Source organism: Pseudomonadota bacterium (assembly GCA_039196715.1).
Classification (GTDB): Bacteria; Pseudomonadota; Gammaproteobacteria; order CALCKW01; family CALCKW01; genus CALCKW01.
This window is the reverse complement of the sequence record JBCCUP010000020.1, coordinates 1-14579: the sequence shown is the minus strand read 5'-3', so window position 1 is coordinate 14579 and position 14579 is coordinate 1. Positions and strand designations below refer to the sequence as shown.

Here is a 14579-nt window from a genome sequence, read left to right as displayed (position 1 = left end):
GAGCGTGGCGCGCTTCGAAAACTACCGTGAACGGCTCGCCCGCAGTATCAAGCTCGACCCGGTCGACGTCACCCCGGTCGAACCGACCGACAGGCCACCGCGCCGCTCACTGGCGCTCGAGGCCACTGATCAGAGCATCGGGCTTCTCGGCTTTCTGAAGCTCTACGACTGTGCGTTGTGGAAAACGGTCGGTGAGCGCAACAGCGCGCTGGGCAAAGTGGCCACGGCATCGCAGCGGTTGTTCACCGAGCTGGATTTTCTCCGCCTCGCGCCGGACTGCATCGACACCCTCACGGCGCGCGGCGAAGACGCCCTCGCGGACCAACTCTCGACCGCACTCGATATCAAACGGGACGAACTGCCCATCCGCATCTGGCAGGCAACGCTCGGCGGCGAGGAGTTCGAGCAGCTCTGGCACGTCCCGCTTGCACTCGGCGACTACGACGCCGAAGCCGACTTTGCACTGGAGGCCCCGCTCACGACGCTCGGCAGCTGGGTGACACGTTGGCTGAACGGCGACCACCGCTACGACGCCGAGGCGTTCGAGCTGGCGCTCGGCGCGGTGCGCCACGGCAACGCCGGGTACTGGCTGCGCGCCGCCGCGCTGACCCAATCGCAGCTGCGCGCCGCGGGCGACACCGTCGAGCGCCGCCTGGCCGGTCGTCCGCTGTGTTTCGATGGCAAGGCCAACCAGCAAGCGCGTATCGTGCTCAACGTGGTGCAAGGCTACTTCGTTGGTGACGTGCAGGTGTGGGCGTCATCGATCAATCGGGTGTTGTACCGCGTGATGCCGCTGCACCAACAGCTCGAATCCGAACTCGACCCGGTGCAGCCGGCTGCCTACCGGCTCTGGGCCGCCACCCGCGACACACAGCTCGCCGCCTTTGCAGAGGCCGCGCGCGAGCACGTTGCGACCTTGCAGCCGCTGTTGCGCAGCTGTGGTCTGCTGCCAGCCAACGGCACCGGCTGACCACGCATCAACGTACGGCCAGCCACCGTGGCAGTGCCGCGCTTTGGCTGCCGGATCTGCCGTCACGGGGTGCAGTTCCGCACCATCGCCCGCCTCCCGCCGAAACACGCAACGCCGAGCGGGAGGAGGCCGGTATCATGGCAGGCCCGGCCTCTGCCGAATCGAGTCCCCCGAGAACAGGACCGCACCCGATGAAACTACGCGACTTCAAGGCGCTCACCTTCGACGTCTACGGCACTCTGATCGACTGGGAGAGCGGCATGGTTGCGGCGCTCAAGCCGCTGACGGATCAGGTGGGCCAACACCTGAGCCGGGACGACATCCTGCAGGCTCACGCCTTCCACGAGTCGACCACACAACGGATGACACCAGCAAAGCGCTACAGCGAGCTGCTCGCCGTGGTGTACCGCCGGCTCGCCGAGGAATGGGGCGTCGCTGTCAGCTGGGAGGCGTGCCAGGCCTACGGGCTGTCGGTGCGACAGTGGCCGGCCTTCGCGGACAGCCGGGCCGCGCTCGACTACCTCAAGGCGCACTACCTGCTGATCGTGCTGACCAACACCGACAACCTCAGCTTTCAGGGCTCGAACACCCGACTGGGCGTCGCCTTCGACGGTGTTTACACGGCCGAGGACATCGGCAGCTACAAGCCCGACGACCGCAACTTCGACTACATGCTCGACACCCTGGCACGACGCGGTATTGCCAAACACGAGATTCTGCACACCGCCGAGAGCCTGTTCCACGACCACCAGCCCGCCAACCGGCACGGCATCGCCAATTGCTGGATCTACCGTCGACACGACCAAGCGGGCTTCGGCGCCACCATGGACCCGGGCGACACGCCGACCACCGCGTTCCGCTTCAACAGCATGCAGGACATGGTACGCGCTCACCAGGCCGAGAGCCGAGGTTGAAGCGGGCCTCGCGCGTCGCAGGACAAACCCGACCGGATCGACATTCAGATCGTCGCCTCCCTGCAACGCGACGGCAATCTCACGAACGTGCGCCTGGCCGAACGCGTCGGCCTGTCCCCGAGACCGTGCTTGCAACGCGGCAAACGCCTCGAGAAGGCCGAGGTCATTGCCAACTGCAGCGCCGTGATCAACCCGGGCGCGATCACCCGGCACGAGGCGGTGGCCACAGCGGTGACGCTCGCTGAACACCGCGGCGTTGGCATCGACACCGGTTTCTCTTGCACCGCGATCAAACCGGTGGTCGAACACCGGGGGATCGCGTTGTCCTGCCCGAAGCCGCCTGAGGCAAGCTGACGGTCCACGCGTCGGACCGCAGACCCGCGGCGCACCGCGAGACACTGACGTGCCGACCGGCCCGCACCGCAAGATCGAGACGTCCGGTGTGGTTTTCGAGACGTTGGGGTCGCAATGGGCGTGAACGGATTGCGCGGGCACTTGCCCAACTGCGTACGGTGGCGGTAAAGCGCACAGCGTGGATCACGACACTGCACAATCACGTTCACAGGAGAGAAACATGAAAAGCAGGCATTCGTCAGTGTGGAGTCGCGTCATGGGCGGCGTGTTGGGGTTGCTGTTGTTGCCCGGTTTGGCGCACAGCGAGGATGAGGTCAATGTCGCCGGCGGCGTTGCCGTCCAAGGCTTCGACGTGGTCTCGTACTTCACCGAGAGCGCACCGGTGAAAGGCGACGCCGAGTTCACCGCGTCCTACAACGGCGCCGAATACCACTTCAGCAGTGTGGCCAACCGCGACCTGTTCGCCGCGGACCCGGCGGCCTACGCGCCGCAGTACGGTGGCTACTGCGCCTTCGGCGCGGCGATGGGCCGCAAGTTTGAAATCGACCCGAAGGCCTTCAAAGTTGTAGACAACAAGCTCTACCTGAACAACAGCAAGAAGGTTCAGAAGCGCTGGCTTGGCGACGTGCCGGGCTTCATCAAGGGCGCGGACAACAACTGGGCGATCATCGAGTCGATTGCCGACGCCGAACTGGCGAGCAACACGCCCGAAGGCGTGACCATCGGCGCACAGTAAGGCACCACTGCCTGCGACGCGGGTGCCTTCGGGCACCCGCGGTCGTGTGTCACCGCGCCCTGGGCGGGTGCGAGCGCTCGGCACCGCACAGTTGCCGTATCATGACGGGTGAACCCCCTCGGGCCCCGGCATGGACACACTCTCGCCCGCTGTCGACAAACTGGCACTCTCGGCCAACACCTTCTTCAACGGCACACTCTGCGGTACCTCACCGTTCGACGGCGCCCCCGGCCCCGGCCACCTCCACTATCTGCAGGCAGGGACGCTTCGCGTGCACGTGGACGGCCACAACCCCATCGCGGCCACCGGGCCCTGTGCCATCCTTGTCTTACCGGCAATCGAACACCGACTCGAAGCCAGCGCCGCCGACGGGGCCATGCTGGTGTGCGCCGAACTCGGGCTCGGGCAGGGCGCCGCAAACGCCCTGCCGCTCGGCTTACCCAACCCGCTGATCGTGCCGACGGCCGAGGCCCCCGGACTCAAGGCCACGCTCGACACGTTGTTCGACGAAGCGTCGGCCGAACGCCAGGGCCACCGGGCTGCCACCAACCGGCTGATGGACCTGCTGCTGGTGCTGTTGCTGCGCTACTGCCTGGACGCGCACAGCCTGCAGCCGGGCTTGTTGGCGGGCCTCGCGCACCCGCAGCTCGCACCGAGCGTGTTGGCGATGCACAACACGCCCGCCGAGGCCTGGACGCTTGAATCGCTCGCCGCTGTCGCGCTGATGTCGCGTGCGCGCTTCGCCGCCCACTTCAAGGACACGGTCGGCGTGCCGCCCGGCGAATACCTGACCTCGCTCCGGGTCAGCCTGGCGCAGGACGCGCTGCGCCAGGGCCGCCCCCTGAAGAGCGTCGCCCGGGCCGTAGGCTACGCCAACGCGACCGCCCTGGCGCGCGCGTTCAAACAGAAGACGGGCACGAGCCCGCGCGCATGGCTCGCCGCAGAAAGCAGCCGGTAGTTCGCGCTCGAACGGGCGCGCCGCCGTGGCAGCAGTCTGACAATCGCCAGGCCGAGGCGCCGTTGATACGATGTGCCCGACAGGGCAATCGAAGGGCGGTCGCGTGGACTTCAACGAGATGGAGCGAGCCGGATGGTCGGATCCGGAAACCGCCGCGTCCTACGCATCGGACTTTGCCTACGCCGCGGAGCAGTCCGTCGAGACTCTCCTGGACGCGGCCAACGTCGCAGCCGGCATGCGTGTATTGGATGTGTGTTGTGGTCACGGCATCGTGTCCCGCCGCGCCGTGCAACGGGGCGCACACGCGACAGGCGTGGATTTCTCCCCGGCGATGATCCGCATGGCGCGTGAGAACGCGCCGACAGCCGAGTTCATTGAAGGCGATGCCCTCGACCTGCCGTTTGACGATGCCAGCGCCGACGCGGTGGTCATGGGCTTTGGCATCCTGCACGTACCGGATGCCGAGGCGGCGGCCGTCGAGGCGGCGCGGGTGCTCAAGCCCGGAGGTTGCTTTGCCTACAGCTGTTGGCACGGGGCCGAGCGAGCGAGTGCGCTGCCGGCGGTGTTTGAGGCAATTGCGGCACACGGCGACCCGCGCATCACGTTGCCGCCGGCCAAGCCTGCACCGTACTACGCCCAGCGCGAGAACGCCGAGGCGATGCTCGTGCAGGCCGGATTTGCCGATATCTGCATCGACAGCGTGGAGAGTCACTGGTTGTGCAGCGCACCCGACGACCCGCTGCGGTTTTTCGCCGAGGGCACGGTGCGCGGCGCCGGGTTGCTGCGTGCGCAACCCGCAGCGCACCACCACGCCATTCGGCGCGCCGTCATCGATTGGGTCCACGCGACGGGCAGCCGTGATGCTGTCAGCGGCAAGACGCGCGTGCCGTTGCCCGCGGCAGTCGTGTCGGCGCAGAAAGCGAACGTGCCGTAGCGGTCACTGCCACCCCGTTGTCAGGGGTGCCACGGTAGTCTCGGCGGGCACCCCCAGCAGAGCCACCGCCCATGGCCGCCACAGCCCGCTTGTCCCGCAAACACCGCGACTTCATCACGGCCCAGCCGTTGTTCTTTGTGGCCACCGCCGACACCGGCGGCCACGTCAATCTCTCACCGAAGGGCATGGACACGCTCCGTGTGGTGTCGGACTCGGCCATCCGCTGGTTGAACCTCAGCGGCAGCGGCAACGAAACTGCGGCGCACGTGGCCGCGACCGGCCGCATGACGCTGCTGTTTTGCGCCTTCACCGGGGGCGCCCACATCCTGCGCGTGTACGGGCAGGCGAGGGTACTGCACCCGCGCGACGCCGCGTGGACAGCCGCACTGGCCGCGTTTCCGTCGATCGCCGGCAAGTGTTCGACCTCGCCATCGAGCGGGTCCAGACCTCGTGTGGCTCCGGTGTGCCGGAGATGGCATTCAAGCGCAGCCGTGGCGAAACCGAACTCGTCCCGTTCTACGAGGACATGGGGCCCGAGGGCGTCGCGGCCTTTTGGCGGCGAAAGAACCGCTTCACGGTGGACGGCAAACCGACCGGCATCGATCCCGACGGGCCCTGAGCGGCGCTGCCCGCAGACAGGCCGACCGCTGACGCACGATGGCCCGCAGCCCTGCGCAGGCTATGATGACGCGTCGCACAGGCACGCGCCGCGATCATGACCCAGAACCTCTTGCTGCTGTGGCTCACGGCCTTGCCCTTGATGGGCAGCCCGGGCCCGGCCACGCTGAGCCTCGCGGGCGTCGGTTCCGCCTACGGTTTCCGGGCGGGTGTGCCCTACCTGTGTGGCATTGTCGCGGGCACCTGCGGCGTGCTCGCGCTGATCGCTAGCGGTGTGACCGTCGTGGTGCTGGCCCAGCCCGTGCTCGTTCGCGTCCTCAGCGCGGTGGCCGCCGTCTACATCCTCTACCTGGCCTGGCGAATCGGCTCGGCACCGGTCGGCGCCACGGCAGAGGCGGTGGCCCCGGTCCCGGCCTTCGGCTCGGGCCTGGTGTTGGCACTGGCCAACCCCAAGGCCTTCGCGGCCATCGGCGCGGTTTACACAGGCCACAGCCTGGTGCCCGACGACCTGGTCGTCGACACGGTGGCCAAGTGCCTGGCGCTGGTGAGCGCTATCGTCTCCCTCAATGCCGTCTGGCTCGGCTTCGGTTCGCTGTTCGCGCGCGTCTTGCACTCGCCAGGGTGGGGCCGGCGGATCAACGTCGGCTTCGCCATGCTGTTGGTCGTCTCGGTCGGCGTTGCCCTCGGTGGTATCGTGTGACACCGCTGTCGCGCTGACCGGCCGATGATCACCGCCCGGCCATGCCGCACCAATGCACACCCAGGAGCCCCGATGGCAGACGTGGACTGGTCGCGCCTCAAAGCGCACGAACTGCGACAACTCGCCAACGACAATGCGGTTGTCATTCTGCCGATCGCCTCGATCGAACAGCACGGCCCGCACTTGCCGGTGATGACCGACACGCGCCTCGGCCACGAGATTGCCTTGCGGGCTGCACGCAAGGCGTGCGAGACACGGCCGGTCGTCGTGACGCCGGTCGTCTGGTCCGGCCTGTCGGAGCACCACATGCCGTTCGGGGGCACACTCACCCTCAGCCACGACACCTTCAGGCGGGTGCTGCGGGACGTGATTGACGCCCTGACGCGACAGGGCTTTCGCGACATCCTGATCGCCAACTCGCACGGCGGCAACATCATCGCCATGCAGCAGATCCTCGACGAGCTGTCACCGACGGCCGAGGCGACGCTGGTCGCTACCACGTACGTGACCGAAGCGGGTGACGACCTGTCCCAACACCTGCAGGATCAGCCCGGCGTGATGCACGCCGGCGAGGCCGAGACGTCGATGATGCTGGTGTGCGAGCCGGCGCTCGTCGACACCTCACAGCTCGGCGAGATAGCAAGCCCGATGGACGCCGGTACATTTCTCGCCGCGGGGCAGGGGTCGTACCGCTGGCGCCCGTTTGCCCACGTGACCGAGAACGGGCTCGCCGGCAACCCGGCCCGCGCAAGCGCCGAGAAAGGGGAGTTGATGCTCGAGGCCGGTGCAAACGCCCTTGCGCGCCTGATCCTCGACCCGGACACCTGGGCAGTGCCACACGACCGGCGACGCGCCGAGACCGGCGGTGTGCCGTTCCGCTAGGCGACGCTTCCCTGACGGGCACTGACGTTTGTGCACCGAGCCTGCCACGCGAAGCGTCGAGGCAGCGCGGCAGAACCCAGGGGACCGTGGTCAACCCAGCGGTCCGGACGACCTGAGCGGCCCTGACTGACATCACACCGTGACAGGGGTATAGCGGTAGGCACCACCGTCTCTGACGATGCGCCCGAAGCCAGGGAAGTGAATGTGGCTGCCCGCAATCAACACCTGGTCAGCTGCGACCTTGTCAAATACCCGCAACCGAGACTCGACCGCCTGAACGGTGTCGGTTTCAAACGCGAAGCGCGTGCGCGGCAGGGCGGTGGCGAGGTCGATGTGACTGACGGTATCGGCGAGCATGAGCAGCTCGTGCTCGCCGCCGTCAATGTGCACCAGCGAGTGCCCGGGCGTGTGCCCGGGCGAGCTTTCCAGCCGTACACCCGGGGCAGCTTCAAAGCCGTCCTGTACCCGCGTCACTTGATCGCCGTAGGCGCCCAATACCTCGTTGGCCAATCGAAACCAGAGGCGCATCGGTTCCGGCGCGTGTCCCATGCGGCTGTCATCGGTCCAGTGCTGCACTTCGGTCTCGTAGATGATCAACTCAGCGTTCGGGAAGGCCGGCGCCTGGCCCGCCAGCAAACCGGGAATGTGATCGGGGTGCAAGTGCGTGACGATCACCGTATCCACGTCCTCAGGTGTCACACCGGTCGCGGCCAGTGCGGTCCTGGCTCGACCAAAACCGGGACCGAAGGCCTCGAGATCGCCGAAACCCGCGTCGATCAGGATCGTCCGCTCTGCGGATTGCAGCAAGTAGGCGGTAACCGGGAACGGAAAGGCGTCGGGCCCACCGGCCGTCTTCCGGGCCAGGGCGGCAATGGCGGCCGGATCGTCGCCCGAATACAGGTGGCTTGGCATGTAGAAGATGCCGTCGAGCAGGGCGGTCAGCGTGTAGCGCCCGAGGGGCAGGTCCACCAGGGCCGGTGTGACCGCCGGGCGCGCGGTGCTGGCCGCTGCCAGCGCGGCCGGCGAGAGCAGGCCGGTGGCACCGAGGAGGGTGGTGATACCGAACTGGCGACGAGTGATCTGTGACATGGAAGTTCTCCGATGGGGCCGGGGACTGACGGCTACACCGACCCACCCGACCCGGTGGCATGGGGCAATGCGCGATGAGGGCGACATACGGTCAGTGGTGCGCGACCCAGGTCTCGAGTGCGGCGGCGATGGCACTCGGGTTGTCTTCTTGCAGAAAATGCAATCCCGGACCGATGTCCACGGTGGTGAGATTTGGCACCCGCGCTTCGAGCCATTCCACGGCCGCGGGTGGCACCAACACACCCGGCTGGGCGTGGATCAGCATCTTCGGCAGGTTGCTTTCCTGCAGCCAATGCGAATACCGCTCAACCGTGCTGACCACGTCGGCGGGCTCACCACCAATCGGCACACTGCGCGTCCAATCGAGGATGACCTGCCGTTGCCCGGGCTCGCTGTAGTAGCCTTTGTAGGTGTCAACCGCCGCGTCCGGCAAGGGATGGATCACGTATTGGCGAGAAAGCCCTGGCTCGATCATCGCGTTCTGCTCAACGATCAGCTGCTCACCCACGCCCGGCGTGCGGAAGGCCTTGAAGTGTTCACCCATCTCACCCATCTCGTCAAAGCCGGCCACGGGCCAGATCGGCGGCAGGATCGCCTCCATCATCACGATGCTGCTCAGGCGGTCTGCGTTGGCCTGTGCCCAATCCAGACCCAGTCCGGAGCCCCAGTCGTGCACGACCAGCGTCGCGTTGCTCAGGTTCAAGGCGTCGAGAAAGGCAAAAAGGTGGTCGCGGTGAAACGCGTAGCTGAACGCCACATCGGGCTTTTCGCTCAGGCCCATACCGATCAGGTCCGGGGCGATCACACGGTGGGTGTCGGCGACGGCCGGCATGATGTTGCGCCAGAGGTAGGACGAGGTGGGGTTGCCGTGCAGAAACACCACCGGATCGCCGGCACCCTCGTCGACGTAGGCCATCTCGAGTCCGAGCACGTCGGTGCGCTTGTGGTCGTAGGGCATCGCGGTTGGCACCGGCGTCGCCGATACAGCGACTGCGGCGGTGAGGGTGGCCGTGAGGGCCAGGGCGAGGGATGACGTGGTCATGGTGTGCATCTCCGATGCGAACGGGTTGACTTGCACGACGAGTCTGGGGGAGGCATAACTCTCAGAAAATGGCAGTCACTCGATAGTCGCTATGGAAAAAACGGATTACCTGTCCATCGACGGCAACCAGCTGGCACTGTTTCTGGCCATCCACCGCGCGGGCTCGCTGAGCAACGCCGGCAAGGTTCTCGACCTCAACCAGTCCACCGTCAGCTACCGGCTCGAGCAGTTGCGAAAGCGCTTGCAGGACCCCTTGTTCGTGCGTGAGGGAAACGGCGTGCGACCGACCAAAAGGTCCGAGGCCCTGGTGCCCCTGGCCGAAGCGGTGCTACACCAACTGCAGGTCATGACCGAGGCAGAGGTCTACGATCCGATGACGGAAACGCGCAGCGTGCGCATCGCTGCCACCATGTTCGAACGCGACCTGCTGCTGACCCGGTTCGTCCGTGACGCCATTCGAACGGCGCCAGGCGTCCGAATCGAGATCCGTCCGACGGGCTCGCCTGCGAACGCGGCCCAGGACTTGCGCGACGGCGTGTCGGATTTCACCCTCTTGCCGGAGGGCAGCCTGGTCGGGGAGGGACTTCGGCAACGCAGCCTGTTGGAATTCGACAACCACGTGTTCTTCGATGCCGACCACCCCATCGAAGCGGGTGATCTGGACACCTACTGTGCCCGTCCGCACGTGCGGGTCGTGCTCAGTGGCGACACCGGATACGGTCTCGATAAACGCCTGGCCAAACTCGGCCGCAAGCGGCATGTGTCGCTGCAGGTGCCGGATTTCGACAGCGTGTTCAAGCACATCGAAGGCACACCCTTGATCGCGACACTGCCATCTCACTTGGTACACATTGCCGGTGATCGGATCCGGCATTGCGACTCACCGTGGTCAACGCGCACCACACGGCTCATGCTCTTCTGGCACGAGCGCAACCACCACTCGGCGCGGCACCGGCACTGGCGCGAGAAGTTGCTTGTGGCCGCCGCGGACGCTGACTGCCGTCGGGGTTAGTGTACAGAACCGGCTTGTAAAACCGCTAGTCTCTTCGCACTGATCGCACAACGTACCCACCCGACCGTTCATCCGCGTCGATGTCCAGGTAACCGCGTGCATGCGCGGTTTCAAGCAGTTCATTGAATGACGAGAACCCAAATGCCGTTTCGTTGAACTCGGGGCGCCGCCGTTTCAGCGTCTGTTTCACCATCGAGCCGAACACGCGATCTCCGCGCTCGGCGATCAGGGCTTCAGCGGTGTCCAAGACGTGCTGAATGCCGTCCTCGTGCGCATCTGCAGGGGTTTTCGCTTTCGGCGTGCTTTTCTTCTTGGCACGTGATCGGCGTTTTTTCTGGGTGTTCTGCTCGGTCACGAGGTCGTTGTAGAAAATGAACTCATCGCAATTGCTCATCAGCAGATCGGAGGTGCTGCTGCGAACGCCGACACCGATCACCAGTTTCGCGTTCTCTCGCAGCTTGCTCACCAGCGGGGAGAAATCCGAATCACCGCTCATGATGACGAAGGTGTCGATGTGGTCTTTCGTGTAACAGAGGTCGAGCGCGTCGACAACCATGCGAATGTCCGCCGAATTCTTGCCTGATTGGCGGGTGTGGGGAATTTCGATCAACTCGAACGCCGCATCGTGCATCGCGGGCTTGAAGTCCTTGTATCGATCCCAGTCGCAGTAGGCTTTCTTGACCACCACGTTGCCTTTGACCAACAGGCGTTCAAGCACAAGGGCAATATCGAACTTCGGAAATTTCTCGTCTCGGACACCGAGCGCCACATTCTCGAAATCGCAGAAGAGGGCGAGGTTGTTGTCTGTCACGGGCCCTCCAACGAGCTCGGTGAGTCGGGGCGGCACCACACAGGCGCAGGCCGACAGATTGTGGCCCACACCGCAGCGGGATCCAATTCAGTCGACACAGTGCAGGTGGGCGAATGTTCGCTTACCCGGTTTTTACCGAACAGGGTCGGCGCAGCACGGGCTCGTTACCGTGTTCCACCATACGCACTATCCGAGGGGACCGCTTGACAACCGTGTCCCGCGGTACAGTTTGGGACGTCTGGCTCGACTGGGCCCAACCCGTCGCAGCGTGATCTCTCATCCCCGCTCGCGGCTGCAAAGGTCCACGACCACCGAAGTGGATACGGTGTAAAACGGCTTGTAAAACAGCGATACGACGCCGAATCAGGCTGTGTCAAACGCCTGTTGCAGGGCGTCGAGCACCGACGGCCCGGGCAAGCGTCGCGCCTGATCCAGGTGCGTTGCCCGCAGGTCGTCGAGCAGTCGGGACAGGATCTCCTCGCCGCCCTCAACGAGCATTCGCGTGCGCACCGCGTGTTTGGCCGAGGGCGGTTGCCACGCTGACGACCAGGTGCTCAATGCGACCACGGTCGGGGCGAGCGCGACGCCGTCGTCAGTCAGCGCGTAGAGCGTACGCTGCTTGTGGGTGTCGTCGTCGATTTGTCGGATGACGCCCGCCAGCGTCAGCTTTTTCAAGCGGTCCACCAACACGCTCGTTGAAATGCCCTCCTCGGAGTGCTCTAGCAGGTCGAGGTAGTGCCGTTTGCCACCAAACATGATGTCGCGCAGCACGACGAGGCTCCACGGATCCCCGAAGAGCTCGACGAATCGGTTGATCGGACAGAGTGACCTCGGGCCGGTGCGCTTGCGGTTTGCCAAAACGATTTATCCAGTTGCAATTTACAACTACTTTAATCTATAAAGTTGATTCGTTGGCCGTGTTGGGCCGACGGCACCCGCGCAGCAACCGTCAATTCGCGGCTCGGGCGACACATCACTTTGCTTTCGAGGAGCGCCATTATGCCATTCGTCTCTGTCACGGCCGAAGCCGGTCAGTTGTCTGATGATGCCAAGCAAACCCTGATCTCGCGGCTGTCCGATGCCGTGATTCGCGCAGAAGGCGCATCCCCGGCCGATGCCGGTCCACAGGCCATGACCTGGGGTCACATTCATGAACTGCCGAGGGGCAACCTATTTGTCTACGGCGAGGTGAAGTCTCAGACGCCGCTGCACATTGCGTTTACCACGCCCGAGGGCCTCCTGACCGAGGCGTCGAGAGCCCAGCTCTGCGCTGAAGTCAACGACGCGGTCAACGACATACTCGGGGAAATCGAAGGGGGCATGAACCACTGGGTGATTATCACCGAGGTGCCGAGCGGCAAGTGGGGGGCGATGGGACAGGTCTTCCAAACGGAGGCCATCAAGGGCATCTTGAACGTCGCGTAGAGACGCCGATCCCTCACCGAGTGCAGCCTGGCTCGACTGGGCCCAACCCGTCGCAGCATGATCTCTCGTCCCCGCTCGCGGCTGCTCGCACTGCGCGGTTGAGCTATCAACACCCGTCTGCAGTGGATGCCGGGCCTCAGCGCGGTCATCGGTTGCGCCCCGTGGGCTCTCACCGAAACCGGTGGGGATACGCCCATGCCGATGGGTGGGGTGTTGTCTCACATGGAAACAGTCGAGCCGCCCGGGCGCGCCACGGCCACCGAAGAGACCGTTTTTCGGTTTTGCTCAGACAGTCAACCGGACGTCAGACCGAAGGCATGATGGCGCCGATGAGGCCGAGTCCTCACCACCTCGCACGATCACGGTCGCCGTGGAAATCCCATTCGCCCGCAACGCGTCGCTGCCACGTCAGTGAGAGGCTCCCAAAGCGCTGGCACTCACCAAGCAGGAGACTCAGCCGTTCGAGTGACCAACGGCTTTGTATTTGTGCAACAGCGCCGGCGCAATGTGGCAGACCTCGTCAGGGCACCGCGTCAAGCGATCCTGGTGCTCGGCGTCGCTGCGCACGTAGTGGTGCAGCGGGCGTACCTCGACGACGATGCGGTCTCGGTCGGCGCGGCCGTCGATGTAGGCGCGGGCCGCGTCGAGGTGTGATGCGCACCGGCTGTACACCCCGGTGCGGTACTTCGGGCCCACGTCGTCGCCTTGCCGGTTGACGCTGTACGGATCGATGATCTCAAAGAGGTACGGCATCAGGCCCGCGACCGACTGCTGGTTCGGGTCAAACGTGAGGCGAACGCATTCCGCGTATCCGTCGTAGGGTGCGTCGGTGGTGTCAGCGGTGCCGTTGGCACGGCCGGCCTCGGTTGTGATCACCCCGGGGACATGGCGAAAGAACTCCTGTACGCCCCAGAGGCAACCACCCGCGACATACACCTCATCCGTACCGCTCATCACACCTCCGAGCGCGTGTGGCATTGCCGTGCGGAACACCGCAGCTGGACGCGGGGACCAGCGCCTGGCGCGCAGGTGTCGAGGGCCGACCGTTGCACAGGGACCGGCCGGTCACGCTTTCCAGCGGTCGAGCAGGCGCCAGAGACCGGGCAGGGCGACGGCTGCGATCACCAGCTTGATCGCGTCCCCGGCAAGGAACGGCGTGAGGCCCCAGGCCAACACCGGCTTGTCCCAGCCCACGACCGCGCCCAACCAGGCGAGTCCCGGCGCGTAGATGATGACGTTGCCGATCAGCATCGCGGCGGCGGCGGTCAGCAGGGTGCGGTCCCAGCCGCGCTCGGCCAGAAAGCCGACCACGCCCGCGGCCAGGACAAAACCAAGCAGGTAACCGCCGGTCGGCCCAACCATGTAGGCGATGCCGATGCCCTTTTCCGGCGTGCCGGAGAACACCGGCAGGCCCGCGGCCCCTTGCGCGAGGTACAGGAGCACTGTCGCAGTGCCCAATTTCGCGCCGAAAGCCATGCCGAGCGCGAGCACGACCAGGGTCTGCATCGTCAGCGGCACGGGCCAGAAGGGGATGCTGATCTTGGCCGACACCCACAACGCCAGACTGCCGAGTACGGCAAGCACGCCGTTGCGCAGCCGCGCGTTGTCGGAGGGCCACAGGGCGCGGGCGAGGGTGGGGTGTACCTGTGTGGGATGGGTGAAGGCAGATGCGGTCATGTCAGCTCGTTGTAGGGTATCGGGAAGGGTTTGCACGCGCCCCGCGTGATCGGGACGCCAAACGAATTATTGTATCAAACCCATACATAATCCTGTGGCAGCCCGGCAGCAGTTGAGCCGCCGATTCGGCCAACCGGACTGGACCGGGTGGTATGGTGGCGACGCCGATTGGCGCTGACGTGTGCCATCGACGCACGTGGCCGTTGGCAGACCGCACGCACCCGACACCCCAAGAAACGAGCAAGGCGAGGCAATGCAACAGAGAACCCTGGGCCAGAACGGCCCGACGGTCAGCGTCCTGGGATACGGCGCGATGTCGTTCAGCAATTTCTACGGCCCCGCGACCGACGACGGCTCCATGGCCATTCTGGACGCGTGTGTCGAGCTCGGTATCACCCATGTCGACACGGCCAATGTCTACGGCATGGGCCGCTCCGAAACCGTCATTGGCGACTGG

Annotated in this window: 17 protein-coding genes and 2 pseudogenes; 13 read left to right on the top strand and 6 right to left on the bottom strand. The window is 65.4% G+C overall.

Features of this window, described 5'->3' with window-relative positions; translation table 11 throughout:
- Positions 1-4: 4 nt before the first annotated feature.
- The 10 genes and pseudogenes from AAGA11_09220 to AAGA11_09175 all read left to right on the top strand — a co-directional run bounded on the left by AAGA11_09220 (position 5) and on the right by AAGA11_09175 (position 7066).
- Positions 5-970, top strand: coding sequence for a DUF3080 family protein (locus AAGA11_09220; GenBank protein MEM9603030.1), 966 nt, complete (start codon positions 5-7; stop codon positions 968-970).
- Positions 971-1161: 191 nt separating this feature from the next.
- On the top strand, positions 1162-1884 hold the full coding sequence (locus AAGA11_09215) for a haloacid dehalogenase type II (protein MEM9603029.1): 723 nt from the start codon (positions 1162-1164) through the stop codon (positions 1882-1884).
- Between the two features lie 36 nt (positions 1885-1920).
- A pseudogene (locus AAGA11_09210) lies at positions 1921-2043 on the top strand (AsnC family transcriptional regulator).
- A 415-nt stretch (positions 2044-2458) separates the two neighbouring features.
- Positions 2459-2974, top strand: coding sequence for a YHS domain-containing (seleno)protein (locus AAGA11_09205; GenBank protein MEM9603028.1), 516 nt, complete (start codon positions 2459-2461; stop codon positions 2972-2974).
- A 130-nt stretch (positions 2975-3104) separates the two neighbouring features.
- The gene (locus tag AAGA11_09200) at positions 3105-3932 is read left to right on the top strand and encodes an AraC family transcriptional regulator (GenBank protein MEM9603027.1); all 828 of its coding nucleotides are present in this window, start codon (positions 3105-3107) and stop codon (positions 3930-3932) included.
- Positions 3933-4050: 118 nt separating this feature from the next.
- Positions 4051-4866 (top strand): methyltransferase domain-containing protein, encoded by an 816-nt coding sequence (locus AAGA11_09195; GenBank protein ID MEM9603026.1) that lies wholly within the window; start codon positions 4051-4053, stop codon positions 4864-4866.
- Between the two features lie 71 nt (positions 4867-4937).
- Positions 4938-5171: pseudogene (locus tag AAGA11_09190) on the top strand (pyridoxamine 5'-phosphate oxidase family protein).
- Positions 5172-5239: 68 nt separating this feature from the next.
- Positions 5240-5485 (top strand): hypothetical protein, encoded by a 246-nt coding sequence (locus AAGA11_09185; protein ID MEM9603025.1) that lies wholly within the window; start codon positions 5240-5242, stop codon positions 5483-5485.
- A gap of 96 nt (positions 5486-5581) precedes the next feature.
- The gene (locus tag AAGA11_09180) at positions 5582-6184 is read left to right on the top strand and encodes a LysE family transporter (GenBank protein ID MEM9603024.1); all 603 of its coding nucleotides are present in this window, start codon (positions 5582-5584) and stop codon (positions 6182-6184) included.
- Between the two features lie 72 nt (positions 6185-6256).
- Positions 6257-7066 carry a creatininase family protein gene (locus AAGA11_09175; GenBank protein MEM9603023.1) on the top strand — a complete coding sequence of 270 codons (810 nt, stop codon included), beginning with the start codon at positions 6257-6259 and terminating at the stop codon, positions 7064-7066.
- Between the two features lie 132 nt (positions 7067-7198).
- Here the strand turns inward: AAGA11_09175 and AAGA11_09170 are convergent, their stop codons facing one another.
- Both AAGA11_09170 and AAGA11_09165 read right to left on the bottom strand, forming a co-directional pair.
- Positions 7199-8155: an MBL fold metallo-hydrolase gene (locus tag AAGA11_09170; protein MEM9603022.1), complete on the bottom strand. Its 957-nt coding sequence runs from the start codon at positions 8153-8155 to the stop codon at positions 7199-7201.
- Positions 8156-8246: 91 nt separating this feature from the next.
- Positions 8247-9197: a haloalkane dehalogenase gene (locus tag AAGA11_09165; protein MEM9603021.1), complete on the bottom strand. Its 951-nt coding sequence runs from the start codon at positions 9195-9197 to the stop codon at positions 8247-8249.
- Between the two features lie 91 nt (positions 9198-9288).
- Here AAGA11_09165 and AAGA11_09160 point away from each other — a divergent pair, with 91 nt between their 5' ends.
- The gene (locus AAGA11_09160) at positions 9289-10209 is read left to right on the top strand and encodes a LysR family transcriptional regulator (protein ID MEM9603020.1); all 921 of its coding nucleotides are present in this window, start codon (positions 9289-9291) and stop codon (positions 10207-10209) included.
- Between the two features lie 25 nt (positions 10210-10234).
- On the opposite strand, the gene AAGA11_09155 is transcribed toward AAGA11_09160, so the two are convergent.
- Positions 10235-11020, bottom strand: a complete 786-nt coding sequence (locus tag AAGA11_09155; protein MEM9603019.1) for an NYN domain-containing protein — start codon at positions 11018-11020, stop codon at positions 10235-10237.
- A gap of 363 nt (positions 11021-11383) precedes the next feature.
- On the bottom strand, positions 11384-11878 hold the full coding sequence (locus AAGA11_09150) for a helix-turn-helix domain-containing protein (GenBank protein ID MEM9603018.1): 495 nt from the start codon (positions 11876-11878) through the stop codon (positions 11384-11386).
- Between the two features lie 141 nt (positions 11879-12019).
- On the opposite strand from AAGA11_09150, the gene AAGA11_09145 reads away from it, so the two are divergent.
- Positions 12020-12445 carry a tautomerase family protein gene (locus AAGA11_09145; GenBank protein MEM9603017.1) on the top strand — a complete coding sequence of 142 codons (426 nt, stop codon included), beginning with the start codon at positions 12020-12022 and terminating at the stop codon, positions 12443-12445.
- Between the two features lie 453 nt (positions 12446-12898).
- Here AAGA11_09145 and AAGA11_09140 read toward each other — a convergent pair whose 3' ends face one another.
- Both AAGA11_09140 and AAGA11_09135 read right to left on the bottom strand, forming a co-directional pair.
- Positions 12899-13399, bottom strand: a complete 501-nt coding sequence (locus tag AAGA11_09140; protein MEM9603016.1) for a peptide-methionine (S)-S-oxide reductase — start codon at positions 13397-13399, stop codon at positions 12899-12901.
- A gap of 111 nt (positions 13400-13510) precedes the next feature.
- Complete coding sequence (locus AAGA11_09135; GenBank protein ID MEM9603015.1) at positions 13511-14122, bottom strand: biotin transporter BioY; 612 nt, start codon at positions 14120-14122, stop codon at positions 13511-13513.
- 253 nt (positions 14123-14375) lie between these two features.
- Here AAGA11_09135 and AAGA11_09130 point away from each other — a divergent pair.
- Positions 14376-14579: aldo/keto reductase (locus AAGA11_09130; GenBank protein MEM9603014.1), on the top strand; the 204-nt coding region annotated here is incomplete at its 3' end.